The sequence below is a fragment of the Halorarum salinum genome, from assembly GCF_013402875.1.
Lineage (GTDB): Archaea > Halobacteriota > Halobacteria > Halobacteriales > Haloferacaceae > Halorarum > Halorarum salinum.
In genome coordinates this window covers 2,965,779-2,989,224 of record NZ_CP058579.1, presented here as the reverse complement: position 1 = coordinate 2,989,224, position 23,446 = coordinate 2,965,779, and the positions used below count along the sequence as shown (strand labels likewise).

Annotated in this window: 23 protein-coding genes; 18 read left to right on the top strand and 5 right to left on the bottom strand. The window is 72.0% G+C overall.

Annotated elements, in window-relative coordinates; translation table 11 throughout:
- Window positions 1-104: 104 nt before the first annotated feature.
- Together HUG12_RS15000 and HUG12_RS14995 are read left to right on the top strand one after the other, a co-directional pair.
- Window positions 105-893, top strand: a complete 789-nt coding sequence (locus HUG12_RS15000) for a formate/nitrite transporter family protein (protein ID WP_179269553.1) — start codon at window positions 105-107, stop codon at window positions 891-893.
- Between the two features lie 131 nt (window positions 894-1,024).
- Window positions 1,025-2,449, top strand: coding sequence for an MATE family efflux transporter (locus HUG12_RS14995; RefSeq protein WP_246308060.1), 1,425 nt, complete (start codon window positions 1,025-1,027; stop codon window positions 2,447-2,449).
- A gap of 76 nt (window positions 2,450-2,525) precedes the next feature.
- Here HUG12_RS14995 and HUG12_RS14990 read toward each other — a convergent pair whose 3' ends face one another.
- Window positions 2,526-3,482, bottom strand: a complete 957-nt coding sequence (locus HUG12_RS14990; RefSeq protein WP_179269552.1) for an AEC family transporter — start codon at window positions 3,480-3,482, stop codon at window positions 2,526-2,528.
- A gap of 21 nt (window positions 3,483-3,503) precedes the next feature.
- Window positions 3,504-4,202 (bottom strand): phosphoribosyltransferase, encoded by a 699-nt coding sequence (locus tag HUG12_RS14985; RefSeq protein WP_179269551.1) that lies wholly within the window; start codon window positions 4,200-4,202, stop codon window positions 3,504-3,506.
- 432 nt (window positions 4,203-4,634) lie between these two features.
- Here HUG12_RS14985 and dapA point away from each other — a divergent pair, with 432 nt between their 5' ends.
- From dapA to HUG12_RS14945, 8 genes are all read left to right on the top strand, one after another.
- Entirely contained in the window at window positions 4,635-5,579 is a 945-nt protein-coding gene (gene dapA, locus HUG12_RS14980; RefSeq protein ID WP_179269550.1) for a 4-hydroxy-tetrahydrodipicolinate synthase, read from the top strand.
- Window positions 5,576-6,340: a 4-hydroxy-tetrahydrodipicolinate reductase gene (dapB, locus tag HUG12_RS14975; protein ID WP_179269549.1), complete on the top strand. Its 765-nt coding sequence runs from the start codon at window positions 5,576-5,578 to the stop codon at window positions 6,338-6,340. Before dapA ends, dapB begins: the two co-directional genes overlap by 4 nt.
- On the top strand, window positions 6,337-7,176 hold the full coding sequence (locus HUG12_RS14970; protein ID WP_179269548.1) for a 2,3,4,5-tetrahydropyridine-2,6-dicarboxylate N-succinyltransferase: 840 nt from the start codon (window positions 6,337-6,339) through the stop codon (window positions 7,174-7,176). Before dapB ends, HUG12_RS14970 begins: the two co-directional genes overlap by 4 nt.
- Complete coding sequence (gene lysA, locus HUG12_RS14965; protein WP_179269547.1) at window positions 7,173-8,408, top strand: diaminopimelate decarboxylase; 1,236 nt, start codon at window positions 7,173-7,175, stop codon at window positions 8,406-8,408. The genes HUG12_RS14970 and lysA overlap by 4 nt, the downstream gene beginning before the upstream one ends.
- Window positions 8,405-9,313: a diaminopimelate epimerase gene (dapF, locus tag HUG12_RS14960; protein ID WP_179269546.1), complete on the top strand. Its 909-nt coding sequence runs from the start codon at window positions 8,405-8,407 to the stop codon at window positions 9,311-9,313. The genes lysA and dapF overlap by 4 nt, the downstream gene beginning before the upstream one ends.
- A complete protein-coding gene (locus tag HUG12_RS14955; protein WP_179269545.1) occupies window positions 9,310-10,455 on the top strand; it encodes a M20/M25/M40 family metallo-hydrolase in 1,146 nt (381 codons plus the stop codon). The genes dapF and HUG12_RS14955 overlap by 4 nt, the downstream gene beginning before the upstream one ends.
- Before the next feature lie 116 nt (window positions 10,456-10,571).
- Window positions 10,572-11,333, top strand: coding sequence for an NRDE family protein (locus HUG12_RS14950; protein ID WP_179269544.1), 762 nt, complete (start codon window positions 10,572-10,574; stop codon window positions 11,331-11,333).
- A 26-nt stretch (window positions 11,334-11,359) separates the two neighbouring features.
- A complete protein-coding gene (locus HUG12_RS14945) occupies window positions 11,360-11,713 on the top strand; it encodes a helix-turn-helix transcriptional regulator (RefSeq protein WP_179269543.1) in 354 nt (117 codons plus the stop codon).
- Between the two features lie 213 nt (window positions 11,714-11,926).
- On the opposite strand, the gene HUG12_RS14940 is transcribed toward HUG12_RS14945, so the two are convergent.
- The gene (locus tag HUG12_RS14940; RefSeq protein ID WP_179269542.1) at window positions 11,927-12,172 is read right to left on the bottom strand and encodes a hypothetical protein; all 246 of its coding nucleotides are present in this window, start codon (window positions 12,170-12,172) and stop codon (window positions 11,927-11,929) included.
- A gap of 187 nt (window positions 12,173-12,359) precedes the next feature.
- Window positions 12,360-13,754, bottom strand: coding sequence for an adenylosuccinate lyase (gene purB, locus HUG12_RS14935; protein WP_179269541.1), 1,395 nt, complete (start codon window positions 13,752-13,754; stop codon window positions 12,360-12,362).
- Window positions 13,755-13,922: 168 nt separating this feature from the next.
- On the opposite strand from purB, the gene purH reads away from it, so the two are divergent.
- Window positions 13,923-15,512, top strand: a complete 1,590-nt coding sequence (gene purH / locus HUG12_RS14930; RefSeq protein ID WP_179269540.1) for a bifunctional phosphoribosylaminoimidazolecarboxamide formyltransferase/IMP cyclohydrolase — start codon at window positions 13,923-13,925, stop codon at window positions 15,510-15,512.
- A 98-nt stretch (window positions 15,513-15,610) separates the two neighbouring features.
- On the opposite strand, the gene HUG12_RS14925 is transcribed toward purH, so the two are convergent.
- Window positions 15,611-16,405: a helix-turn-helix transcriptional regulator gene (locus HUG12_RS14925; protein WP_179269539.1), complete on the bottom strand. Its 795-nt coding sequence runs from the start codon at window positions 16,403-16,405 to the stop codon at window positions 15,611-15,613.
- Between the two features lie 225 nt (window positions 16,406-16,630).
- Here HUG12_RS14925 and HUG12_RS14920 point away from each other — a divergent pair, with 225 nt between their 5' ends.
- The 7 genes from HUG12_RS14920 to HUG12_RS14890 all read left to right on the top strand — a co-directional run bounded on the left by HUG12_RS14920 (window position 16,631) and on the right by HUG12_RS14890 (window position 23,446).
- Window positions 16,631-17,614: a DMT family transporter gene (locus tag HUG12_RS14920; protein ID WP_179269538.1), complete on the top strand. Its 984-nt coding sequence runs from the start codon at window positions 16,631-16,633 to the stop codon at window positions 17,612-17,614.
- 86 nt (window positions 17,615-17,700) lie between these two features.
- On the top strand, window positions 17,701-20,202 hold the full coding sequence (gene folP, locus HUG12_RS14915; protein WP_179269537.1) for a dihydropteroate synthase: 2,502 nt from the start codon (window positions 17,701-17,703) through the stop codon (window positions 20,200-20,202).
- Window positions 20,199-20,921 (top strand): RNase P subunit p30 family protein, encoded by a 723-nt coding sequence (locus HUG12_RS14910; protein ID WP_179269536.1) that lies wholly within the window; start codon window positions 20,199-20,201, stop codon window positions 20,919-20,921. The genes folP and HUG12_RS14910 overlap by 4 nt, the downstream gene beginning before the upstream one ends.
- Complete coding sequence (locus tag HUG12_RS14905) at window positions 20,893-21,615, top strand: class I SAM-dependent methyltransferase (protein WP_179269535.1); 723 nt, start codon at window positions 20,893-20,895, stop codon at window positions 21,613-21,615. Before HUG12_RS14910 ends, HUG12_RS14905 begins: the two co-directional genes overlap by 29 nt.
- Window positions 21,612-22,088 carry an Rpp14/Pop5 family protein gene (locus HUG12_RS14900; RefSeq protein ID WP_179269534.1) on the top strand — a complete coding sequence of 159 codons (477 nt, stop codon included), beginning with the start codon at window positions 21,612-21,614 and terminating at the stop codon, window positions 22,086-22,088. The genes HUG12_RS14905 and HUG12_RS14900 overlap by 4 nt, the downstream gene beginning before the upstream one ends.
- Window positions 22,089-22,098: 10 nt before the next feature.
- On the top strand, window positions 22,099-22,860 hold the full coding sequence (psmA, locus tag HUG12_RS14895; RefSeq protein WP_179269533.1) for an archaeal proteasome endopeptidase complex subunit alpha: 762 nt from the start codon (window positions 22,099-22,101) through the stop codon (window positions 22,858-22,860).
- Between the two features lie 133 nt (window positions 22,861-22,993).
- Window positions 22,994-23,446: a GNAT family N-acetyltransferase gene (locus HUG12_RS14890; RefSeq protein ID WP_179269532.1), complete on the top strand. Its 453-nt coding sequence runs from the start codon at window positions 22,994-22,996 to the stop codon at window positions 23,444-23,446.

Sequence of the window (23,446 nt, the reverse complement as noted above, 5' to 3'; positions counted from 1 at the left end):
CTTCCAGGCTCCCGAACCGAGCCGGGCCGTCACCGCACGGCGGACCGTCGGCACCCGTGGCCTGCAGGGCCGGACGTTTTCCCCGTCTGGAGCGACGCTTGAGCGTGGGAGTCCCGCCGACGCCCTCGGAGGTATTCGAGCGGGCCGTCGAGGAGGGCGAGCGACGCCTCGGCCAGTCGACGCTCGAACTCGTCGCGACGAGCTTCATCGCCGGCTTCACGATCGTCTTCGGCATCGTCGCCCTGGGGATCGTCGAGGCGGCGTTCCGTTCCGGGTTCGGCGCGATCGCGGGCGTCGCCGGGGCGCTCGCCTTCGGACCCGGCGTCGTGTTCCTCGTCGTCGGTCGGGCGGAACTGTTCAACGAGAACTTCTTCGACCCCATGGCGACGGCGGTCGAGCGGGACGGCTCGTGGTTGGTCCCGCGACTGCTCAGGCTGTGGGTCCTCACCTTCGCCTTCAACGTCGTCGGCGGCGCCCTCCTGGTGGGCGTCCTGTCGGTCGAGGGCGCCCTGCCGGCGGGCACGGGCCGCGTGCTCGCCGAGACGGCCGCCGAGATCGCCCACCGTCCACACGCGGCCGAGTTCGTCAAGGCGATCACCGGGGGCGCGCTCGTCTCGCTCCTCTCGTTCATGCTCGCGTCGGTCGACGGCTCGATGGCACGGATCGCGGTCGCCTACGTCGTCGGCGTGCTGTTGACGCTCGGCCCCTTCGACCACGTCGTCGTCACCGTGTTGCACGTCCTCTTCGGCGTGCTCGTCGGCGCCGAGGTCGGCGTGGGCGCCCTCGCCGCCACGACCGCCGTCACGACGGCCGGGAACCTGGTCGGCGGTCTCGGCCTGGTCACGCTGAGCCACGTCGCCCAGATACGGGGCGAGCGGGGGTCGAGGGGATGAGCACGGCGGCGAACGAGCACGGTCCGGAGTGACCGAGCTCGATAGGGATCGCTTACCTCCGGTATCCGGTCGTGTGGTCTGAGTTACCACGTGTTAGGAGGGTTCAAATGGGTGTATCGCTTCGAAGGGCCATGGACGGCCCCTCCACGAAGAGCGGCGCGGACGAACTCACGGAGGGGGAGCTTCTCCGGCCGATGTTGCGGGTCGCCTGGCCGCTGGTGGTGATCCAGCTCCTCCAGGTGATGTACAACGTCGCGGACACGTTCTGGCTCGGCCGCCTCTCCGCGGACGCCGTCGGCGCGCTCTCGCTCGCGTTCCCGCTCGTCTTCCTCTTCATCAGCGTCGGCGGCGGCTTCACCGCCGCGGGCGCCATCCTCGTCGCACAGCACACCGGCGCGGGCGGCGACCGGAAGGCGGGCCGCGTCGCCGGGTCGACGCTGGGATTCGTGATGCTCGTCTCGCTCGCCATCGCCGCGGTCGGCTACGTCGCCGTCGAGCCGATGCTCTCGCTGCTCCCGGCGGACCCGGACACCGCGACGGACGTCGTCCCGCTCGCGGCCGCCTACATGCGCGTGTTCTTCCTCGCCACGCCGTTCCTGTTCGGCTTCTACGTGTTCGTCGCGCTGATGCGCGGCTACGGGGACACGCGCGGGCCGCTCCGGGTCATGCTCGTCTCGGTCGCCATGAACGTCGCGCTCGACCCGATCCTCATCTTCGGCCTGGGGCCGTTCGACGCGTACGGCATCGAGGGCGCCGCGTGGGCGACGTTCGCCTCCCGCGCGGTCGCGACCGTCATCGGCTGGTACGTGCTGTTCGGCACCTCCGCGGGGCCGGACGTCCGGCCGTGGGACCTGCTCCCCGACCTCGGCATCGTCGGGGACGTGGTGAAACTTGGCGTCCCGTCGGCGCTCGAACAGTCCGGGACCGCGCTCGCGTTCGTCGTGCTCACCTCGATGGTCGCCACGTTCCCGCCGGGCATCGTCGCCGCGTACGGCCTCGGCAACCGGCTCATCTCGCTCGTGTTCCTGCCGGCGATGGGGCTCTCGCAGGCGACGAACACGGTCGTCGGGCAGAACCTCGGCGCCGAACGCGCGGACCGCGCGTGGCGTGCCGTCAGGGCCTCGCTCTCGGTCATCGTGGGGGTGATGATCCCGGTGAGCCTGTTCGCGGCGGCGTTCCCAGGGGTCATCGTCGAGGTGTTCCTCCCGCCCGACGCCCCCGACGCGGGCGAGACCATCGGCTACGCCACGACCTACCTCCGGACGGCGGCGATCATGTTCGCGTTCACGGGCGCCTTCGAGGTCGGGCGCGGGGCGCTACGCGGCGCGGGTCGGACGACGACCGCGCTGGCGTTCTCCCTGATCGCGCTGTGGGGCGTCCGCGTTCCCGCGACGTACCTGCTCGTGTTCGAGTACGGCTGGGGGACGACCGGAATCTGGTGGGCCGTCGTCTTCGGCGACGTCGTCGGCGCGACCGTCGTCCTCGCGTGGCTGCTGCGGGGGACCTGGGCCTCCGCGGTCGTGGACACGGGCGAGACGGCGGCAGTCGACGACTAGGCCGGGACCGGGCGGCGGACGCGAGCCACCCCGAGCCACCGATGCGACGCGAGCCCTCCCGGGACGCGAGGCGCCCTTACAACACGAGGCCGCTCTGCAACAGCGCGATGAGCCCCGTCAGGACGGGCAGCGACGCGAGCGTCGTCACCAGCACGATGGTGCTCACGTACTCGGCGATCGAGACGCCGCCGATGCGGCCCTCGCCGGCGAACTCCGCCACCAGGATGACCGGCGTGATCGCCGCGGGCATCGCCGACTCGAGGACGAACACCCGGGCGACCGTCGGGTCCGAGAAGCCCACGAGGAGCGCGACGCCGACCGCCAGCGCGGGCGCGACGCCCATCTTCAACAGCGACGGGACCCACGCCTGCGAGAGCGCGGTGCCGTAGTCGGTCCGGGCGAGTTGGATCCCGAGGATGAGCAGCATCACCGGGATGGAGGAGTCGCCGACGAGCTGGAGCGTCCTCATCGCCGAGCCGTCGACGGGGGGCACGACGCCGAGCCACCGCACGCCGAGCGCCAGCGGAACTGCCCACACCAGCGGCACGTAGAGCACCCGTTTCACGCCCGAGAGGCCGCCCCTGCCGCCGGCGCGGGAGGCGACGTAGACGCCGACGGTGTAGATCAGCACGGACTGGATGGCGAGATACAGCACCGCCGTCGGCCGTCCGCCGGCGGGGAACGCGAAGTCGGAGAGCGGGATGCCGTAGTTGCCGGAGTTGGGGAACGTCGCCGCCAGCACGAGCGCCGAGAGACCCGGCTCCGACTCGCCCAGCAGCCTGCCGACCCCCTCCGCGACGACCACCATGCCGAGGACGTACGCCGTCACCGCGGCGGTCAGTTTGGCGATGGTCTCGCCCGAGAGCGGTGCGGTCGCGAGGCTGTGGAAGACGAGCGCGGGGACGAGGACGTAGACGACCGCCGTGTTCAGCGGCCCCGGGTCGACCTCGCGCAGGCGTCCGAGGACGAACCCGGCGCCGGCGATGGCGACGATGGGGAGGATCGCGCCGACGAAGATGTCGAGCAGCGCCACGGACTGGTCGTGTGGACCGGGTTACTCGCCCTCGAGCAGCCGGTAGCCGCCGTCGGTTTCGCGGACGACGTCGCGGCGGACCATCTCGTCCATGACCTCGTCGAGGCGGCCGGGCTGGGCGATCTCCATGCCGATGCGATCGACGTCGTGGAACTCCGAGAGGTAGTGGCGGACGTCCTCGGCGGTGAACCGCTCCTGGTCGGCCCGCTCCATCACGCCGGAGACGAGATCGACCATGTCCTCGATGAAGTTCCAGGGGTAGACCATCCAGGTCCACTCCTCGAGGCGCTCGCCGATGAAGTCGGGTTCGAACGTGGAACTGCGGAGCAGCTGGAGCGTCGCGGTCCGAATCTCGCCGCCGTCGCGCTCGTCGACGTACTCGTGGGCGCGCTTGATGGAGCCGCCGGTGTCGGCGATGTCGTCGATGATGAGCACGTCCTTCCCCTGGACGCTCCCCTCGGGCATCGGGTAGCGGACCGTCGGCTCGCCGGACTTCTCCGCGGTGCCGACGTAGTGTTCCATCTTCAGGCTCGTGAGGTCGTCCATGCCGAGGAAGTCACAGATGCACCGGCCGGCGAACCAGCCGCCGCGGGCGAGCGCCACCACCACGTCCGGCTCGAAGTCGGCCGCCTTCACCTCGTCGGCGACCTGTCGACAGAGGTCGTAGATGTACTCCCAGTTGGTGATGGTGCAGCTGAAGTCGTCCGGGAGGTCGCTCATTACAGCGGGTATGACGCGTGCCCCGGTAAAAGGGTTTACAGGTCCGTTCGCGGGTCAGGGCCGGATTCGGAGTCGTCGTCCTCCCTTTCAGTGTGACGACCGGCTCCCGGCGGGGGACGACCGAACGGATTCCGGAGTCGACAGCCACGGGGCTTTCGGGAACTGTGCTGTGACGATCCGACCGGACCGACGAGCAACATCGGCCCGTGGCGCAACGCATTAGTAGCCGCCACTCCGGTACACGAGTATGCGAGACACGTCGCGCCGCGCTGGGGCCGCCCCCCACGAGCGCGGCGTGTCGGCCGCCTTCTCGGGTCGGAAACCGAAACGCGCGTAGCACGCTCGCGGCGGGAGTGGCACCCCCGTCCCGGGCGACTCCGGACGCACGCGACGCGCGCAAACCGACACGCGACACCACCGACCCACCACCGAATGACGATACACCACGACACGTTCGCCGGGGCCTACCCGGCCATGACCACGCCGTTCACGGACAGCGACGACGTCGACCACGAACAGCTCGCAGCCGACGCCCGACGGCTCGAGGCCGCGGGCACCGACGGCCTCGTGCCCGTCGGCTCCACCGGGGAGTCGGCGACGCTCACCCACGACGAGCACGCGGAGGTCGTCGAGACCGTCGTCGACGCGGTCGACGTTCCGGTCGTCGCCGGCACCGGCTCGAACTCGACCCGCGAGGCGCTCCACCTCTCGGAGCGCGCGGCGGAGGCGGGCGCGGACGCCCTGCTGCTCATCTCCCCGTACTACAACAAGCCCGAACCGCGGGGACAGTACGAGCACTTCGCGGCGGTCGCGGACGCCGTCGACCTCCCGCAGGTCGTCTACAACGTCCCCTCGCGGACCGGGCAGAGCCTCGACCTGGACACCGTCGTCGACCTGGCTTCCCACCCCAACGTGCGGGGGTACAAGGCCGCATCCGGCGATCTGAACCGGATCTCGGAGATCGTCGAGCGCACCCGCGGGGAGGCGTTCGACGTGCTCTCGGGCGACGACGGGATGACGCTCCCGATCCTGTCGGTCGGGGGGACCGGAACGATCAGCGTCGCCGCGAACGTCGAACCCGAGCGGGTCGGGTCGATGGTCCGCGCGGCGCTGGACGGGGAGTCCGACCGCGCGCGGGAACTCCACCACGAACTGTCGCCGCTGTGCCGGGCGCTGTTCCGCGAGACGAACCCGATCCCGGTGAAGGAGGCGATGGACGTGCGCGGGTACGGCCCCGCCGACCTCCGCCCGCCGCTGACCCGGGCGACCGACGAGACCCGCGAGGTCCTGGCTGAACTGCTCGCAGACCTCGAGGCGGCCGACGGGGGCGAGCGAGTCCGCGGGGACGACGCGGAAGCGGAGGTGGCCGAGCGGTGACCACCCGGATCGCCGTGACCGGCGCGACCGGCCGGATGGGGCGCGAGGTGATCGAGGCCGCGGGCGAGGACGACCGGTTCGAGGTCGCCGTCGCCGTGAGCCGATCGCCGGGCGGGGCCATCGCGGGCGTGGAGGTCCGGGACGCCGCCGACCTGCCGGCCCTGCTGGCCGACCACGACCCGGACGCCCTGGTGGACTTCACCGGGCCGGAGTCGAGCGTCGAGCGCGTCGCGGCCTGCGCGGAGGCGGGCGTGCCGGCGGTCGTCGGAACCACCGGCTTCACGGAGGAGCAACTGGCGGCGCTCTCGGAGGCCGCGGCCGACGTGCCCGTCCTCCGCGCGTCGAACTTCTCGCGGGGGATCGCCGCGCTCCGCCGCGCGGTCCGGGAGGCGGTCGTCGCGCTCCCCGGCTACGACGTGGAGGTGACCGAGACCCACCACGACGGCAAGCGGGACGCCCCGAGCGGGACCGCCCTGACGATTCTCGACGACATCGAGGCCGAGCGGGACGACCTGGAGGAGCGGACGTACGGCCGGGAGGGGGACGCCCCGCGCTCGCCCGGGGAGGTCGGCGTCCACGCCCGCCGCGCGGGCGACGTCGCGGGGGAGCACGAGGTGCTGCTCGCGGGCGAGGACAACGTGCTGGAACTCACCCACCGGGCCGGCTCCCGACGGGTGTTCGCCGCCGGCGCGCTCGACGCGGCCGCGTGGCTGGCCGGGCGCGAACCCGGCCGTTACGACTTCACGGAGGTACTCGAATGAGTCTGCAATCCGACGTCGACGACCTGTGGCACCGCTACGACGACGGCCTGACGGCCGGCGACGTGACCGACGGGGACCGGGCCGTCCTCGACGCGTTCCTCGACGCGCTGGAGGCGGGCGAGGTCCGCGCGGCCGAGAAGACCGGCGCCTCCGTGACCGACTGGGTCGCGAACGAGTGGGTGAAGCGCGGCGTCCTGCTCAACTTCGGGCTCCGCGAGACCGAACGACGCGAGTACGGCGGGGTCGGCTACTACGACGTGCTCCCGCTGCGGGACACCGACGACCTCGCGGCCGGCGGGGCGCGAAACACGCCCGACGGGACCGTGCTCCGGCGGGGCGCCCACCTCGGCGACGACGCCATCATGATGAGCCCGTCGTTCGTCAACGTCGGCGCGTACGTCGGCGAGGGGACGCTCGTCGACTCCTGTGACACCGTCGGCTCGTGCGCCCAGTTGGGCGAAGGCGTGAAGCTCGGCGCGAACACGCTCGTCGGCGGCGTGCTCGAACCGGTCGAGGACGCGCCGGTGATCGTCGAGGAGGGCGTCTCGCTCGGCGCGGGCTGCCGGGTCACGTCCGGCTTCCGCGTCGGCGCGAACTCCGTCGTCGGCGAGAACACGCTGCTCACCCCCCGGATCCCGGTGTACGACCTCGTCGAGGAGGAGGTCATCCACGGCCACTTGCCCGAGAACCGCCGCGCGTTCGCACGCTTCGTCGAGTCGAGCGTCTCCGACCACGACCTCTTCGAGGGCGGCGCGTACAAGCCGGCCGTCGTGGCGACGCACGTCGAGGAGGAGACGCTCGAGGCGACCCGGCGGGAGGACGCGCTCCGGGAATGAACGACGCTCCCCTCGCCGACTCGCCGGCCGTCCGCCGGCTCGCGGACTGGGACGCGGCCCGGCTCTCCGAACTCGCCGACGAGCACGGGACCCCGCTCTACGTCACCGACCTCGACCGGGTCGCCGAGAACTGCGCCCGACTCCGCGCGGCGTTCCCCGACGCCGACCTGCGGTACGCGGTGAAGGCGAACACGGCCCGCGCGGTGCTGGAAGCGGTTGGGGAAGCGGGCTTGGGCGCCGAGTGTGCCTCGGCGGGCGAGGTGCGTCGCGCACTCGACGCCGGCTTCGACGGCGCCGACGTGGATTACACGGCGGTCAACCCGCCCGCCCGCGATCTGGACGCCGTCGTCGAGTGGTGGAAGGAGGGCGCGGACCTCACGATCACGGTCGGCGCGGCGGACGCGCTCGACCGCCTGCGCGAGCGCGGGTACGACGGCCGGGTCTGCGTCCGGGTCAACCCCGGAGTCGGCGCGGGCCACCACGAGAAGGTCCGCACCGGCGGCGCGGCGAAGTTCGGCGTGCCGGCCGACCGCGTCGGCGAGGTGGTCGCCAGTGCGAGGACGGCGTTCGACGTGGTCGGCGTGCACGCCCACGCGGGATCGGGAATCCACGGCGAGGCGGACCTGGCGGCCCACCGCGAGTTCCTCGCGCGCGTCGCGGAACTGGCCGCCGCCGTCGACGACCTCGAGTACGTCAACGTCGGCGGCGGCATCGGCGTCCCCTACCGCGACGACGAGGAGCCGCTCGACCTGGACGCCGTCGCGGCGGCGGTCCGGGAGGAACTCGACGGACTCGACGCGGCGCTGGCGCTCGAACCCGGGCGCTACGTCGTCGCAGACGCGGCCGTGCTCCTGACCAGGGTGAACGCCGTGAAGGGGGCGTCGGACGAACTGGTCGCGGGGGTCGACGCCGGCATGACGGACCTGCTGCGGCCGGCGATGTACGACGCCTACCACGAGATTCGCTCGCTGGAACCCGACTCCCTCGACCGGGAGGAGGCCCCCGTCACCGTCGCGGGCCCCATCTGCGAGAGCGGCGACGTCTTCTGCGAGGGCCGACCGCTTCCGGTCCCCGAGCGGGGGGATCTCCTCGCGCTGGGGAACGCGGGAGCGTACGGCCACGAGATGGCCTCGACGTACAACTCCCGGCCGCGTCCCGCGGACGTCACGCCGTCGGGCGACGTGCTCAGGGAGCGCGAGTCGCTCGCGGACCTCACGAGGCTGGAACGATGACGAGGGTGGGTTTCACGAAGTACCACGGCACCGGGAACGACTTCCTCGTCGTCGACGCGGAGGAACCGGTCCCGGACCGGGCGGCGTTCGCGGTGGCCCGCTGCGACCGGGAGACCGGCGTCGACGCGGGGGCACGTCGGGGGGCCGACGGGGTCCTGTTCCTCGGTCTCGACGCCGGAGCCGCCGACGCCCCCGGTCGCGACGGCGACGGCCGGCCCGACGACCCCGTCCGGGTTCGGATGACGCTCGTCCAGCCGGACGGTTCGGTCGCCGAGATGTGCGGCAACGGCGCGCGCTGTGTCGCCTCGTGGGCCGCCGATCGGACCGGCGCGAGCGAGTTCGTGATCGGGACCCCGGCGGGCGACCGACGGGCCGTCGTCGGCGACGACGGCGTCGAGGTGGAGATGGGGAGACCGTCGTTCGCGCCGGCCGACGTCCCGCTGGCCGGCGGAGGGCCGCTCGTCGGGAGGTCGGTCGAAGGCCTGACCGTCACGGCGGTGAACACCGGCGTCCCGCACGCGGTGGCGTTCGTCGACGACCTCGACGCCGTCGACCTGGCGTCGGTCGCGCCGCCGGTCCGCCACGCCGACGCGTTCCCCGAGGGCGCGAACGTCACGCTCGCCGAACCGGTCGCGGCCGACGAAGCCGACGCCGGTGGCGCCCGCGCGGCGGAGTTCCGTCAGCGAACGTTCGAACGGGGCGTCGAGGACGAGACGCGGGCCTGCGGGACCGGCGCGGTCGCCGTCCTCGCGGCCGCGCGCCGGACCGGCCGGACCGACCGCGAGTCCGCGACCGTGTCGCCGCCGGGCGGGGAGCTCCGGGTCACCGTGCCGGCCGATGGGTCGGCGACGCTCGCCGGACCGACCGAACGGGAGGCCGAGGGAACCCTCGAGGCGGAGCCGTGACCCGCGCGTTCGATCCGGTCGGGTTCCTGACCGGGGCCGTCCCGATCGACTCACACGAGTCCGTCGAGCCGATGCGCGAGTTCCTGGTCGAGACGCTTGCGGAGGCCGGGGAGGACCCGGTCGTCGACGCCGCCGGGAACGTCCGGGCGAGCAAGGGCGACGACGGGGGACCCCACCTCGTGCTCAACACCCACGTCGACACGGTTCCGCCGGGGCTGCCGGTCGAGCGCGAGGGCGACGTTCTCCGCGGGCGCGGCGCCTGCGACGCGAAGGGGCCGCTCGCGGCGTTGCTGGCCGCGTTCCTCGCCGTCGAACCCTCCGGCGGTCGGCTCACCCTCGCCGTGACCCCGGACGAGGAGACGTACTCGACGGGGGCCCACGCGCTGGTGACCGGCGAGGCCGTCGGGGTCGGCGGCCCCGGCACGGGCGACGCGAGAGTCGACCCCCTCGACGGGGACCTGTTCGTCGTCGGGGAGCCGACCGACTGCGACGTCTGCACCGCCGCCCGGGGCCGTTTCGAGGGGACGCTGACGCTCTCGGGCAGCGCGGCCCACGCCGCCGAACCCGAATCCGGCGTGAACGCTGTGGCCGCGCTCGGGAACGCGCTCCCCGCCGTCGACCGGTTCGACGACGGACGGGAGCCCCACCCCCGGCTCGGCCCGCCGACGCTCGTCGCCACGGGCGTCTCGGGCGGGGAGGCGACCAACCAGGTCCCCGCCGAGGCGCGGATGACGCTGGACCGGCGCTCGGTCCCGCCCGAGACGGCCGAGGGGTTCCGCGCGTCGCTGGCGGCGGCCGTCCGCGAGGCGGCTCCCGACGACGTCGGCGTCGAGTTCGCGCTCACCGAGCGAGAAACCCCGTTCCTGGAGGCGTTCGACACCGACCCGGAGCACGACCTCGTCCGGGCGGTCGCGGACGCGGCGGCCGCGGTCGGCGCCGGCGGCGACGGGGAGGTGCGACCGTTCGGCGCCGCGACGGAGGCGTCGTACTTCGCGCCGGCGCCGACGGTCGTGTTCGGCCCCGGCCGCCTCGCGGACGACGAGGGCGCTGTCGCCCACGCCGACCGGGAGTACGTTCGACTCGACAGGGTCAGGACGGCCGCGGCGGCCGCGACGCGGGCGGTCGACGAACTGGTCGGCTGAACCGGGGCGGCTATCCGGGCCGCTCCGGACTTCGGTCGACCTGACGGATGGCCGACGTCCGGCAGCGGGCTACCGGACCGCCCGTCCTTTTCCCCGCCGGCCGCGTACGGACGGACATGTGCACGCTCACCCTCGCGTGGCGGACGTTCGCCGAGGCCCCGGTCGTCGTCGCGGCGAACCGGGACGAGGCGGCCGACCGACCCTCCGAACCGCCGGGCAAGCTCGAACCGGGCGTCGTCGGGCCGCGCGACGCGGTGGCCGGGGGGACCTGGATCGGCTACAACGAGGACGGGTTGTTCGTCGGCATCGCCAACCGCTGGGTGGAGGGGCTGAACGCGGGACGCTCGCGCGGACTGCTCGTCCGGGACTGCCTCCGATGCCGGTCGGCCGACGAGGCCGCGAGCCTCGTCGAGGACTCCTGTGCGGAGCACGATTACGATGGGTTCAACCTCGTGCTCGCGGACGCCGACGACGCGCTCCTGCTGGAGTGGGACGGGACGTTGCGGGTCACGGAGCTCCGTCAGGGCATCCACGTCGTCGGGAACGTCGGCTACGACGGCACGTACTACGAACCCCCGGAGCGCCCGGAGATCGCGAGACGGCAGGCGAGGAACGCGAAACGGCTCGCCGAACACCTCCGCCACTACCCAGACGAGACGCCCGCGGAGTGGATCGAACGGGCGGGGGAGGCGCTCGGGGACCACGAGTTCGGCGTCTGCATCCACGAGAACGGCTACGGCACGCGTTCGTCGTCGCTCCTCGTGCTGGGGGCGGACGGGAGCCGCCGGTACGACTTCGCCGACGGGCCGCCCTGCCGGACCGAGTACCGGACGGTGGTGGAAACGTCCCCGGCGGACGCCGGCGAAGGCCAAAGTTAAACGGGGACGGCGTCGTGTGACACGGTATGAGCGCCGCCGACGCCGAAGCCGACCTGTCGGACGACGAACGTGCAGGGCTCGAACTCGTCCGTGACACGGGCGGAATCCACCAGAGCGACTTCTGGAAGGAGCTCGACGTCTCCTCGCGGAAGGGCAGCCGCATCGCCGAGAGGCTCTCGGAACTGGGGCTCATCGAACGCGAGAACGCGGTGTACAACGGTCACAACACCTACTACCTCGAACCCACCGCCGCCGATCTGGACTTCTCGCTGCTGATGGCGGGGGACCTGCTCTCGCCGTTCATCGGCGAGGAGGAGATCGACCCGAACGGCGACGCGTTCACGCAGTGGTTGATGAACCTGGCGTACGAGGAGTACTGACCCCGCACGGCACCGGGTGGCCGTGCGAGTGTACAGACCCGAGGCGGTACCAGAAGACCGCCGAGGTGTACTGACCCGAGGCGGCAATGGAACGCCTCGACGTGTACCGATTCGAGACGATCGCTTCCCGCTCCCCGTTCGAACCGACGCGGAAGGAACCCGAATACCGGGACCGATACGGCGCCGAAAAAAGCGGGCCGTTCGCGGCTCAGGTCACCGTCGGTCGCGCAGTCGGACCTCGTCGTCGTTCACGGAGTCGACGTGCTCGTCCCGGATCTCGTTCGAGTCGTCGTCGTCCCAGCCCAGCATGTCCTTGACCTTGTCCGTGAGCCCCTCGTCGTCGTCGCTTCGCTCGACCGTCGCGCGGTCGTCGTTCACGTCGCGGATCGTGCCGATGCGGGTGCCTTCGGAGGTGACCACGTGCTTGTCCCGATCGTCGTCCGTGAAGTTCCGTGCCATCGCACGTGTACCATGTTCCCGTTCGAGTAGAGGGCTACTGCCTGTATGTGCTTGCCCCTTATCAACAGGAAACGGACTAGGACCGAACGGTTCGTCGTCGAGGGGCGACTCGACGTCCGGAAGTGCCCGCCGGTGACGGACACGACGGGTCCCGTTCCCGTTCGACCCTCCCGCCGTCGGCGCTCGGTCAGTCCTCCCCGTCCAGCTCGTCCACGAGCTCGCTCGCGTAGCCGGTGTAGCCCGCCGGCGTGAGCGCGTTCAGCTCCTCCCGGGTCGCCTCGTCGACGTCGAGGTCCTCGAACAGGGCGCGGAAGTCCGCCAGGGTGGTTCGACTCCCGCGGGTGAGCTCCTTCACGCGCTCGTACGCCTCCGTGTCGCCCTCGCGTCGGAGGATGGTCTGGACGGCCTCGCCGACGACCTCGGGGTTCGCCTCCAGCTCCTCGCGCATGACCCGCTCGTCGGGCGTGACCGTCTCGAGGCCGGCGGCGGTCTTCGTGTACCCGACGAGACAGTGGGCCAGCGCCGCGCCGACGTTCCGCTTCACGGTCGAGTCCGAGAGGTCCCGCTGGAGCCGGGAGGTGGTGACGTAGTCGGCCAGGAATGTGAGGTCGGAGTTCGCCTTCGAGAGGTTCCCCTCCGAGTTCTCGAAGTCGATGGGGTTGACCTTGTGGGGCATCGTCGAGGACCCGGCCTCGCCAGCCGCGGCGTCCTGTCCGAGGTAGCGGTCCGAGACGTAGAGCCACGCGTCGCGGTCCAGGTCCAGGAGGACGCTGTTCGCCCCGCGGAGCGCGTCGAACAGGGCCGCGAGGTCGTCGCAGGGGTTCACCTGCGTCGCGAGCGGGGTGTGATCGAGCCCCAGCCCGGTCACGAACTCCCCGGAGAACGTCCGCCAGTCGACGTCGGGGTACGCGGCTCGGTGTGCGGCGTAGGTGCCCGAGGCGCCGGCCAGCTTTCCGGAGAGCCCCCCGGCGGCCCCGGAGATCCGTCCGAGCGCCCTCCCCAGGCGGGCCGCGTAGACGGCCATCTCCTTGCCGAACGTCGTCGGCGTCGCGGGCTGGCCGTGGGTGCGCGCGAGCATCGGCACGTCGCGGTGCTCGCGGGCCATGTCGGCGAGGGCGTCCCGCACGTCCCGGAGCGCCGGCACAAGCACCTCCTCGGCGGCGGGCTTCACGAGCAGGCGCTGGGCCAGGTTGTTCACGTCCTCGCTCGTCAGCCCGAAGTGGATCCACGGATGGACACGGTCGGTCGTCTCCGTCCGCAGGAAGTACTCCACCGCCTTCACGTCGTGGTTCGTCGCCGGGTAGCCCGCGGCGCCCTCCGTCTCGAGCCGTTTCACGAGTCGGGCGTCCTCGGCGTCGAACCCCGCGACGAGCGAACGGAGGTGGTCGCGCTCGTCGTCCGACAGCGTCAGGTCGACGCCCGGTTCGTCGGCCAGCGCGAGCAGGTACTCCACCTCGACCCGTGTGCGTTCGCGAATCAGTCCGGCCTCGCTCGCGTACGGGACGAGCGGCGCGGTCCGCCCGGCGTACCGGCCGTCGAGCGGCGACACCGCGGCGAGCGGGTCCTCGCGGGGCACGTTCATACGCGTCCCTGCCGCAGCCGCGGGCAAAGGCGTTCCGGTCGAACGTACCACGGTCGTGTATACTTCACGCGTATATTGCGGACGAGTTCCTCGTTTCGACCCGTGAACGTGCATAGAACGGCGAACCGGACCGGAACCGTTTTTCCGACGGCGCGGGTCACCTCGACCATGAAGATCGCCGGCCTGGCGAGCAACCGCGGACGGAACCTGCTGAACATCGCGGACCGGGCGCCCGGCGGGGTCGAACTCGCCGTCGTCCTGACGAACGACGCCGACGCGCCGGTCCTCGACGCGGCGGCGGGGCGCGGCGTGCCCGCCGAAGTCGTCGAGCGCGACCCGGACGAGCCCCGCGAGTCGCACGAGCGCCGGGTACTCGACGCGCTGGACGGCCACGAGTTCGACCTGATCTGTCTGGACGGCTACATGCGCGTGCTCACCGACGAGTTCCTCGCGAACGCGCCGACGACGCTGAACGTCCACCCGTCGCTGCTCCCCGCGTTCCCCGGAACCGACGCCCACGAGCAGGTGCTGGCGGCCGGCGTCCGGACGACCGGCTGTACGGTACACGTCGTCACCGGGGAGGTGGACGACGGCCCCATCGTGACCCAGGAGCCGGTGCCGGTGTTCGAGGGCGACGACGCGGCCGACCTGAAGGAGCGCGTCCTCCGCGAGGCGGAGTTCGCCGCCTACCCGCGCGCGGTTAAGTGGTTCGCGGAGGGACGCGTCGAGGTGGACGCGGACGCCGCGCGGGTGTCCGTCGAGGACGACGCGGGCGGCGCGTTCCCGGCCCGTCGGCTCGTCTCGGACGACCGCGTCCGGGAACTCCGGTACGGCGAGAACCCCCACCAGGACGCCGCGCTGTACGCCGACACGACGTGCGAGGAGGCGAACGTCGTCGCCGCGGACCAGTTGAACGAGGGGGCGAAGGCGCTCTCGTACAACAACTACAACGACGCCGACGGGGCGTTGAACCTCGTGAAGGAGTTCGACGACCCGGCCGCGGCGGTCATCAAGCACACCAACCCCGCGGGCTGTGCGACGGCCGACACCCTCGCGGACGCGTACGCCGACGCGCTCGCGACCGACCCGAAGTCCGCGTTCGGCGGCATCGTCGCGCTGAACCGCGAGTGCGACGCCGCGACCGCCGATCGGGTCGTCGACTCGTTCAAGGAGGTCGTCGTCGCGCCGGGCTACACGGACGATGCACTCGACGTCCTGACCGGGAAGAAGAACCTGCGCGTGCTCGACGTCGGAGAACTCGGTGAACCGGGTAGGACCGGCGAGACGTTGACCGAGAAGCCGGTCGTCGGGGGGCGGCTCGTCCAGGAACGCGACCTCCAGTCCCCGACCCGGGAGGACCTGGAGTTCGTCACGGAGCGCGAACCGACCGACGAGGAGGTCGAGACGATGCTGTTCGCCTGGAAGGTCCTCAAGCACGTCAAGTCGAACGGCGTCCTGTTCGCCGACGGGACCGAGACGGTCGGCGTCGGCATGGGCCAGGTGTCCCGCGTCGACGCGGTCACGCTCGCGGCGATGAAGGCGGAGAAGGACGCGGAGGGCAAGTCCGCGGAGGGGGCCGTGATGGCCTCGGACGCGTTCTTCCCGTTCCCGGACGGCATCGAGGAGGCGGCGAAGGCCGGCATCGAGGCGGTGATCCAGCCCGGCGGCTCCGTCAACGACGACGACGTGATCGAGGCGGCCGACGAGCACGGGATGGCGATGGCGTTCACCGGTTCGCGGTCGTTCCGGCACGACTGAAGGCGAGCCTGCCGTTCCGGGCGGCTAACTGCTGCGTTTTCGCACCGTCCCGGAGGTGGGTATCGGCGTCCGACGGCCAGCATCCCGTCTTCGGGCGTTCAGGACGAGAACTCGTCGGGATCGATCGGCGACGACGTCCGCCAGTAGTGATCGAACGTGTCGTGGGCCCAGGAGTAGACGGCCGGGTCGTCGGTGTCCACGGACGCCTGCAGCACTCCGTTCTCGTCGCGCAACAGCAGGTGGACCACGTCGTCCGCGATCGTCACCGCGAGTGGAACCCCTTCCTCGTGGATCCGCATCCCCGCGCCGTCGGACTCGAGGAGCCGTTTCAGCCGTCGACGCAACCCCGAGTCGTCGGCGAGCGCGTCGATGGCGTTCCGCGAGAAGACGCCCCTGAACGTCCGGTCGGGGTCGGCCACCCGCTCCTGGACGGCGGTGAGGCTCTGCTCGTTGAACGCGTGGGAGAACACCCGGACGTCGTCCGCGTCGCGGAGCAGGTCGACGACGCGCTGTACCGGCGCGTTCGGCCTCGTCCCGCTCGGGACGGTCACGGTGGCGTCCGCGAGGCGGCCGAGGTCGAAGTCCATCGCGTGCGTCGGCAGGTACCGGACGATGTCGCGGAGCTTCCGCTCGGTTTCGACGATCCCCAGCAGGTCGGTGAACCCCGACGCGACGAGTCGCCCCGTCGCCGTCGCCACGTACTCGCCGTCCTCCCGCCTGATCCACGAGCGCTCCTCGAAGTCGCCGAGGATCCGACCGAGCGTCGCCTGCGAGGCGCCGGTCTCCCCGGCGAGGTCGGTGCGCGTCCGCCGGTCCGACGCGAGGAGCTGGAGCACCTCCACCCGATTCGACGAGAGCGCGAGGAACTCGATCGTCTCCAGCGCCGATTCCATGGCTCCCCTGGCACCCGTCGCCGTAAACCGTTTTCGCACCGTGAAACGATTTCATCGCCCGAGCGGTTTCCGCGGAGTCCGGCTCTTTCTTCCCATGAAATGATTTCTGAACGAAACTATACGTGCGGCTCCCGTACCGACTGGTACGATGATTCACTCGTCTCCCTCGCAGTTTTCCCCCGGAGCTGCTTTCTCGATCCTTCCCCACCGGACGGAGGGGTGCCGGTGATCGACCGGCGCTCGCTCGCCTTCTTCGCGGTCACGGCCGTCCTCTTCGGCGGCACGTTCGTCGCCGCGAAGGCCGGGCTCGACTACTTCCCCCCGTTGCTGTTCGTCGCGTTCAGGTTCGACGTCGCGGCCGTCGCGCTGGCGGGCTACGCCCTCCTCACGGCGTCGCGGGAGGACCTGCTCCCGCGGACGCGCGGCGATGCGGTGGGAATCCTCGCGACCGGGCTCCTCGTCATCGGCGCCGCCAACGCGTTGCTGTTCGTGGGCCAGCAGTACGCCACCAGCGCCGTGGGGTCGATCGTCTTCAGCCTCAACCCCATCCTGACGCCCGTGTTCGCGGCGGTCGCCCTGTCGGACGAGCGCCTCTCCGCGCGGGGGTCGGCCGGGATGCTCCTCGGCCTCGTGGGCGTCGGACTCGTCGTCAGCCCCGACCCCGCGAACCTCCTCGGCGGCGGCGTCGTCGGCAAGGCGTTGCTGTTCGCCGGGGCGACGTGCGGGGCGCTCGGGAGCGTGCTCATCCGACGGGCCGACGGGACCCTGTCGAGCACGGTTCGAACCGCCTGGGGGCTCCCGTTCGGGGCGCTCCTGTGCCACCTCCTCTCGCTGTCCGCCGGCGAGACGACCGCGGCCATCACGTGGGCTCCCGAGGCGATCGTCGCGCTCGGGTACGTCGGGGTGTTCGCCGGCGCCGTCGCGTACATCACGTACTTCTCGCTCATCGACGAGGCCGGCGCCATCCGGGCGAACCTCGTCTTCTACGTCGTGCCGGTCGTCGCGACGCTCGGCGGGTGGGCGCTCCTCGGGGAGTCGATCTCCCCGCTCGCGATCGCCGGCTTCCTCACCATCTTCTCCGGATTCGCGGTGCTCGGGAGCGAGTCGATCGACGTCCGGTCGGCCCTCCCGGCGCTCCTCACCGACCGAGCGAAGTCCGACGGAAGTCTGGGCGATCGCCGCGAACTGCGGGGCCACGAGTCGGACTGAGGGTCGCGGTGCGGTCATCGGACCGTAGCCCGCTCACCCTCACGGAGACCCGTTAGCCTAAAGCGGTCCCCGTGGGTCCCACGAGTATGGAGTACTACGAGGCGGCGAACTTCCTCTTCGACCTCCGTCGCTTCCAGGTCAAGCCGGGCACCGAGTCGGTGCGTGACCTGCTGGCGCACCTCGGCGACCCGCACGAGGACGTCGAGTTCGTGCAGGTCGCGGGGTCGAACGGGAAGGGGAGCGTCGCGCGGATGGTCGAGTCCGTGCTCCGGGAGGACGGCCGGACCGTCGGCCTCTACACCTCCCCGCACTTCGAGGACCTCCGCGAGCGGATCCGCGTCGACGGGCGGAAGGTCCCCCGGGGCGAGGTCGCCGCGTTCGTCGCGGAGGCGAAGCCGTGGCTCGTCGAGCGCGCCGCCGACGGCGAGCCCCTGACGTTCTTCGAGGTCGTCACGGCGATGGGAATCTGGCGGTTCGGCCGGGCGGACGTCGACGTCGCGGTGCTGGAGGTCGGCATGGGCGGGGAACTCGACGCGACGAGCGTCGTCGACCCCGTCGCCGCCTGCGTGACGAACGTGACGCTCGAACACACGAGCGTCCTCGGGGACACGATCGAGGAGATCGCCCGGACGAAGGCGAAGGTCGCGCCCGCGGACGCGCCGCTGGTCACCGCGACCGAGGGCGCCGCGCTGGAGACGGTGCGCGAGGTGGCCGGAGACGTGGTGACCGTCGGAGACGCCGGGTCGGACGCGGACGTGACCGCCGACTACCGGGGTGCGGTGAGCCACCAGGAGTCGGCCGTGTCGCTCGCCGGCGCGAGCTGGTCGGTCGAGACCCGCCTCCCCTTGCTCGGCGCGTACCAGGCGAGGAACGCCGGCGTCGCCGCGGCGCTCGTCCGGCAGCTCGGCGTCGAGGACGGCGGGACGCTCGCCCGCGGGCTCCGGAACGCCCACTGGCCGGGGCGCTTCGAGGTGATGGCGGCCGACCCGTTCGTCGTCCTCGACGGCGCGCACAACCCCGGCGCCTGCGCGACGCTCGCGGACACGCTCGCGGAACTCGAGCACGACGGCCTCCACCTCGTCTTCGGCGCGATGCACGACAAGGACCACGACGAGATGGTGGCCACGCTCCCCGACCCCGATTCGGTCCGGACGTGTGCGCCGACGCTCGACCGGGCCGAGGACCCGGAGGTGCTCGCCGAGGTGTTCCGCCGCGGAACCGACGCGGCGGTGCACGCGGAGTCGTCGGTCGCCGGCGCGCTCGCGGCCGCCCGCGAGGCCGCGGCCCCCGACGACTGCGTGCTCCTCACCGGGTCGCTGTTCTGCGTCGCCGAGGCGCGGGCGGAGTGGACGCGGACGGGGATCCGGAAGCGGGTGGAGTCGGTCCCGGAGGCGACGTCGACGCTCCGCGGAGCGAACGCCACGCCGGAAGACGCCCGGCGCGCCGGCGAGGAGGCGGTCCACCGGGTGTTGAAGACCCGCGTCGCGGCGGGGGAGGCGGACGTCCTCGAGCGGGAGATGCTCGCGGCCGGCGGCAGGTGCGTCACGTCGGGACTCGCGAGCGCCGGGGAACTCCACGACGTGGTGTTGACGGGCACGCTCGGACAGTTCCGAGCGCTCGTCGACGCGCTCGAGGCGGACGGGAACGGCCTCCCGGCACTCGCTGACGACGTCAGGGAGGACGTCGGCCTCGGCGGATCGGCCGAGTCCCGCGGCTACCCCTGGGAGGACGGCACCGCCGTGATGGGCGTGTTGAACGTGACGCCGGACTCCTTCCACGACGGCGGCGAGTTCTTCGACCGGGGCGACGCGCTCGCGCACGCGGAGAAACTCGTCGAGGCTGGGGTGGACATCGTCGACGTGGGAGGCGAGAGCACCCGCCCGGGGGCCGAGACGGTGCCGGTCGAGGAGGAGATCGACCGCATCGTCCCCGTCGTCGAGGCCGTCGCGGACGCCGACGCGCTGGTCTCGGTCGACACCCGGAAGGCGGCGGTCGCGGAGGCGGCGCTCGACGCCGGCGCCGACGTCCTCAACGACGTGACCGGGCTGGAGGACCCGGAGATGCGGTTCCTCGCGGCCGAGCGCGACGTGCCGGTCATCGTGATGCACAGCATCGACGCGCCGGTCGACCCGTCCACGGAGGTCGAGTACGACGACGTGGTCGAGGACGTGATCGACCAGTTGCGCGAGCGGGTCCTGCTCGCGGAGAAGGCCGGCGTCCCCCGGGAGAACGTGATCGTCGACCCGGGGCTCGGCTTCGGGAAGTCCAGGCGGGAGGAGTTCGAGCTGCTCGGCCGCGTCGACGAGTTCCACGCGCTCGGCTGTCCGGTGCTGATCGGCCACTCCCACAAGTCGATGTACGAACTCGTCGGCGGGGAGGCGGGCGACGCGGCCGCGGAGACGGTCGCCGGGACCGCGATCGCGACCGTGAACGGCGCGGACATCGTCAGGGTCCACGACGTCGTCGAGAACGCCCGCGCGGTACGGATCGTCGAGGCGACCCGGGACCCGGACGGGTTCGACGCCCCGGACCGTGACGCGGTCGAGGGGACGGAAGGGGCCGAACCGGGAGGAGGGCCCGACCCGTGAGCGACGCCCCGCCGTACGAGGCCGTCTTCGCGCACCCGGAGGGGGAGTCGACCGCCTCGCGGTACGCGGTGGCCGGGCGCGAGTACGGCTTCGGCGGGGTCGTGATACGGACGCGGGAGGCCGAGTTCGACCCCGCGGAACTCGCGGATTCGACCGGCCTCGACGTGGTGCCGGCAGTCGAGGTCGTCGCGGACGACCCGCCCTCGGCGAGCGGCAGCGTCGGCAACTTCCGCCCCGACTTCCCCCTGGTGCTGGTGCGGGGCGGGACGAACGCGCTCAACCGGTTCGCCGTCGAGCAGGACCGGGTGGACGTGCTCGCCCGGCCGATGGCGGGCGAGGGCGACGTCAACCACGTGCTGGCGAAGGCGGCGCGCGAGCACGGGACGCGGGTCGAGTTCGACTTCGGGCCGGTCCTCCGGGAGTCGGGCGGGGCCAGGGTGCGCGCGCTGAAGGGGCTCCGGAAGCTCCGCGAGATGGTGGTCCAGTACGACGCCCCGTTCGTCGTGAGCGCCCGGCCGCGTTCGCACCTCGAACTCCGCGCGCCGCGGGAACTCGTCGCCGTGGGCGAGGAGATCGGGTTCGCCGCCGAGCGGGTCCGCGAGGGGCTCGCCGAGTGGGGCCGACTCGCAGAGCGGAACCGGGAGCGGCTCTCCGGGGAGTTCATCTCCCCGGGGGTCGAACGTGGTCGGTATGAAGCGGACGATCGAGGAGCACGCTGAGCGCTTCTCGGAGCTCGCGGCGGAGTACGACGACGACACCACCCCGGAGTACGAGGCCTGCGCCGGCCTCGTCGTCGAGCGCGCCCGCCCGACGGCGTCGGACGCCGTGCTCGACCTCGGGTGTGGCACGGGCGCCATCGCGCTCGCTCTCGCCGCGGACGCGGACCGCGTCGTCGGCCGCGACATCAGCGAGGGAATGCTCGCGGAGGCGCGCCGGAAGGCCGACGAGCGCGGCCTCGGGAACGTCGAGTTCGGCTACGGGGAGTTCCGCGACCCGGAGTACGACGGCCCCGTCGACGTCGTCACGTCGAACTTCGCGCTCCACCACCTGGGCGAGGCCGAGAAACGGGAGGCGATCGAAACCGTCGCGGCCCTCGACGGCGGACGGGACGCCACCGGCGGCGGCTCGGGGGTCACCGTCCCTGACGACGCGCCGGGGGAGGTCGCGCCCGACTCGACGCCGGGCCCGCGCCGCGTCGTCCTCGGCGACGTGATGTTCTTCGGCTCGCCGGACCCCGACGAACCGTTCTACAGCCCCGAGGTCGACGACCCGTCGACGGTCGGTTCGCTCGTGGAGACGTTCACCGACGTGGGCTACGCGGTGACGAGCGTCGACAGGGTCCACGACCAGGTCGGCGTGATCACGGCCGAACGCGTCTCCGTCCGCGATCCGACCGGGGAGGGGAGCCGGTGAAGCACCTCCCCAAACATCTCCGCCCCCGGTGGCGCTACCTCGCGGTCGGCATCGAGACGTGGCCCGACGCGACGCTCTCCCGCGGGGCGTTCCAGCGCGAGGTGTGGTACGCCGCACAGAACCTGCTCGGCGACCCCGGGAGCGCAGACGCGGACCTGACGGTCGTCCGCTTCCGGCACGGCGACGGGGTCGGGGAGGCGCTGCTCCGGGTCCGGCGCGACGAGGTGCGGGCGGGCCGGGCCGCGCTGGCGTGCGTCGACGACGTCGACGGCCGCCCGGTCGGCCTCCGCGTCCGCGGCGTCTCGGGGACGATTCGGGCGTGTGAGGAAAGGTATTTAGGACGCGCGGGCGGACTCGTTGACGAGAGAGACGTCGTGTTCGAGGGCGAACCCCGGCGAGGACACGTGCGCGAGCGCGTCGTCGACGTCGAGACGCCGCGGGGGTTCGTGGGCGCGACGGACGCCGACATATAAGGACACTACCATGCAGGGACAAGCCCAACAGCAGGCGTACGACCGGGGTATCACCATCTTCTCCCCGGACGGTCGCCTCTACCAGGTCGAGTACGCGCGCGAGGCGGTCAAGCGAGGGACTGCGAGCATCGGGGTCCGAACCGAGGAGGGGGTCGTGCTCGCGGCCGACAAGCGGTCGCGCTCCCCGCTGATGGAGCCGGCATCCGTCGAGAAGCTCCACAAGGCCGACGACCACGTCGGAATCGCCTCCGCCGGCCACGTCGCCGACGCCCGACAGCTCATCGACTTCGCCCGCCGACAGGCCCAGATCAACCGTCTGCGCTACGGCGAGGCGATGGGCATCGAGACGCTCACCAAGACGGTCACCGACCACATCCAGCAGTACACGCAGGTCGGCGGCGCGCGCCCGTTCGGCGTCGCGCTCATCGTCGGCGGCATCGAGAACGGTGAGCCCCGCCTCTTCGAGACGGACCCGTCGGGGACGCCCTACGAGTGGAAGGCGCTCTCCATCGGGGCGAACCGCACCGACGTCCGCGACTACCTCGAGGAGGGGTACGAGCGGGAACTGGGTCTGGAGGACGGCATCGAACTCGCGCTCGGCGCGCTCGCGGAGGCGAGCGAGGACGGCCTCGAACCGGAGGGGGTCGGGCTGGCGACCATCGAGGCGGCCGAGCCCCAGTACGTCGACCACGACGCCGAACGGGTCGGGGAGTACCTCGACGAGTTCGGACTCCTCGCCGAGGACGGCGAGGGCGACGAGGAAGCGGAGTAGCCGACGCGACCGCCGCGTCGCCCGCCCGACCGTCGTCGGTCGCCGTTTCCCGCTCGGTCGGCCCCGTCCGTTCTCGACGAACCGCCGCCTCCGGACCGGCCGGATTGAAGTCCCGCATCCCGTAGCGACGACCATGAGCTACGAACTCCGGGACGGGCCCCCTTCGGTGGACGACTTCGTTCGCCTCCGGGAGGTCGCGGGGATGGCACCCCGTCCCCGCGAGGGCGTCGAGCGTGGACTGGGAAACAGCGTGTACGCGGTCCACGCGGTCGAGACGGCGGGATCAGGGTCCAACAGCGCCGTGGACGGGACGGCGGGTGCTGGCCCCGACGGGACCGTCGGAATGGCCCGCATCGTCGGGGACGGCGGATCGGTCTACCACGTCTGCGACATGGCGGTCCATCCGGACCACCAGGGCCGGGGGATCGGATCGGAGATGATGGAGGCGGTGATGGCGTTCGTCGACGCGGACGCGCCGTCGGGCGCGTACGTGAACCTGATGGCCGACGTCGACGGCTTCTACGAGCGGTTCGGGTTCGCCGAGACGCGCCCCGCCTCGAAGGGGATGTACTACCGGGTCGAGTGA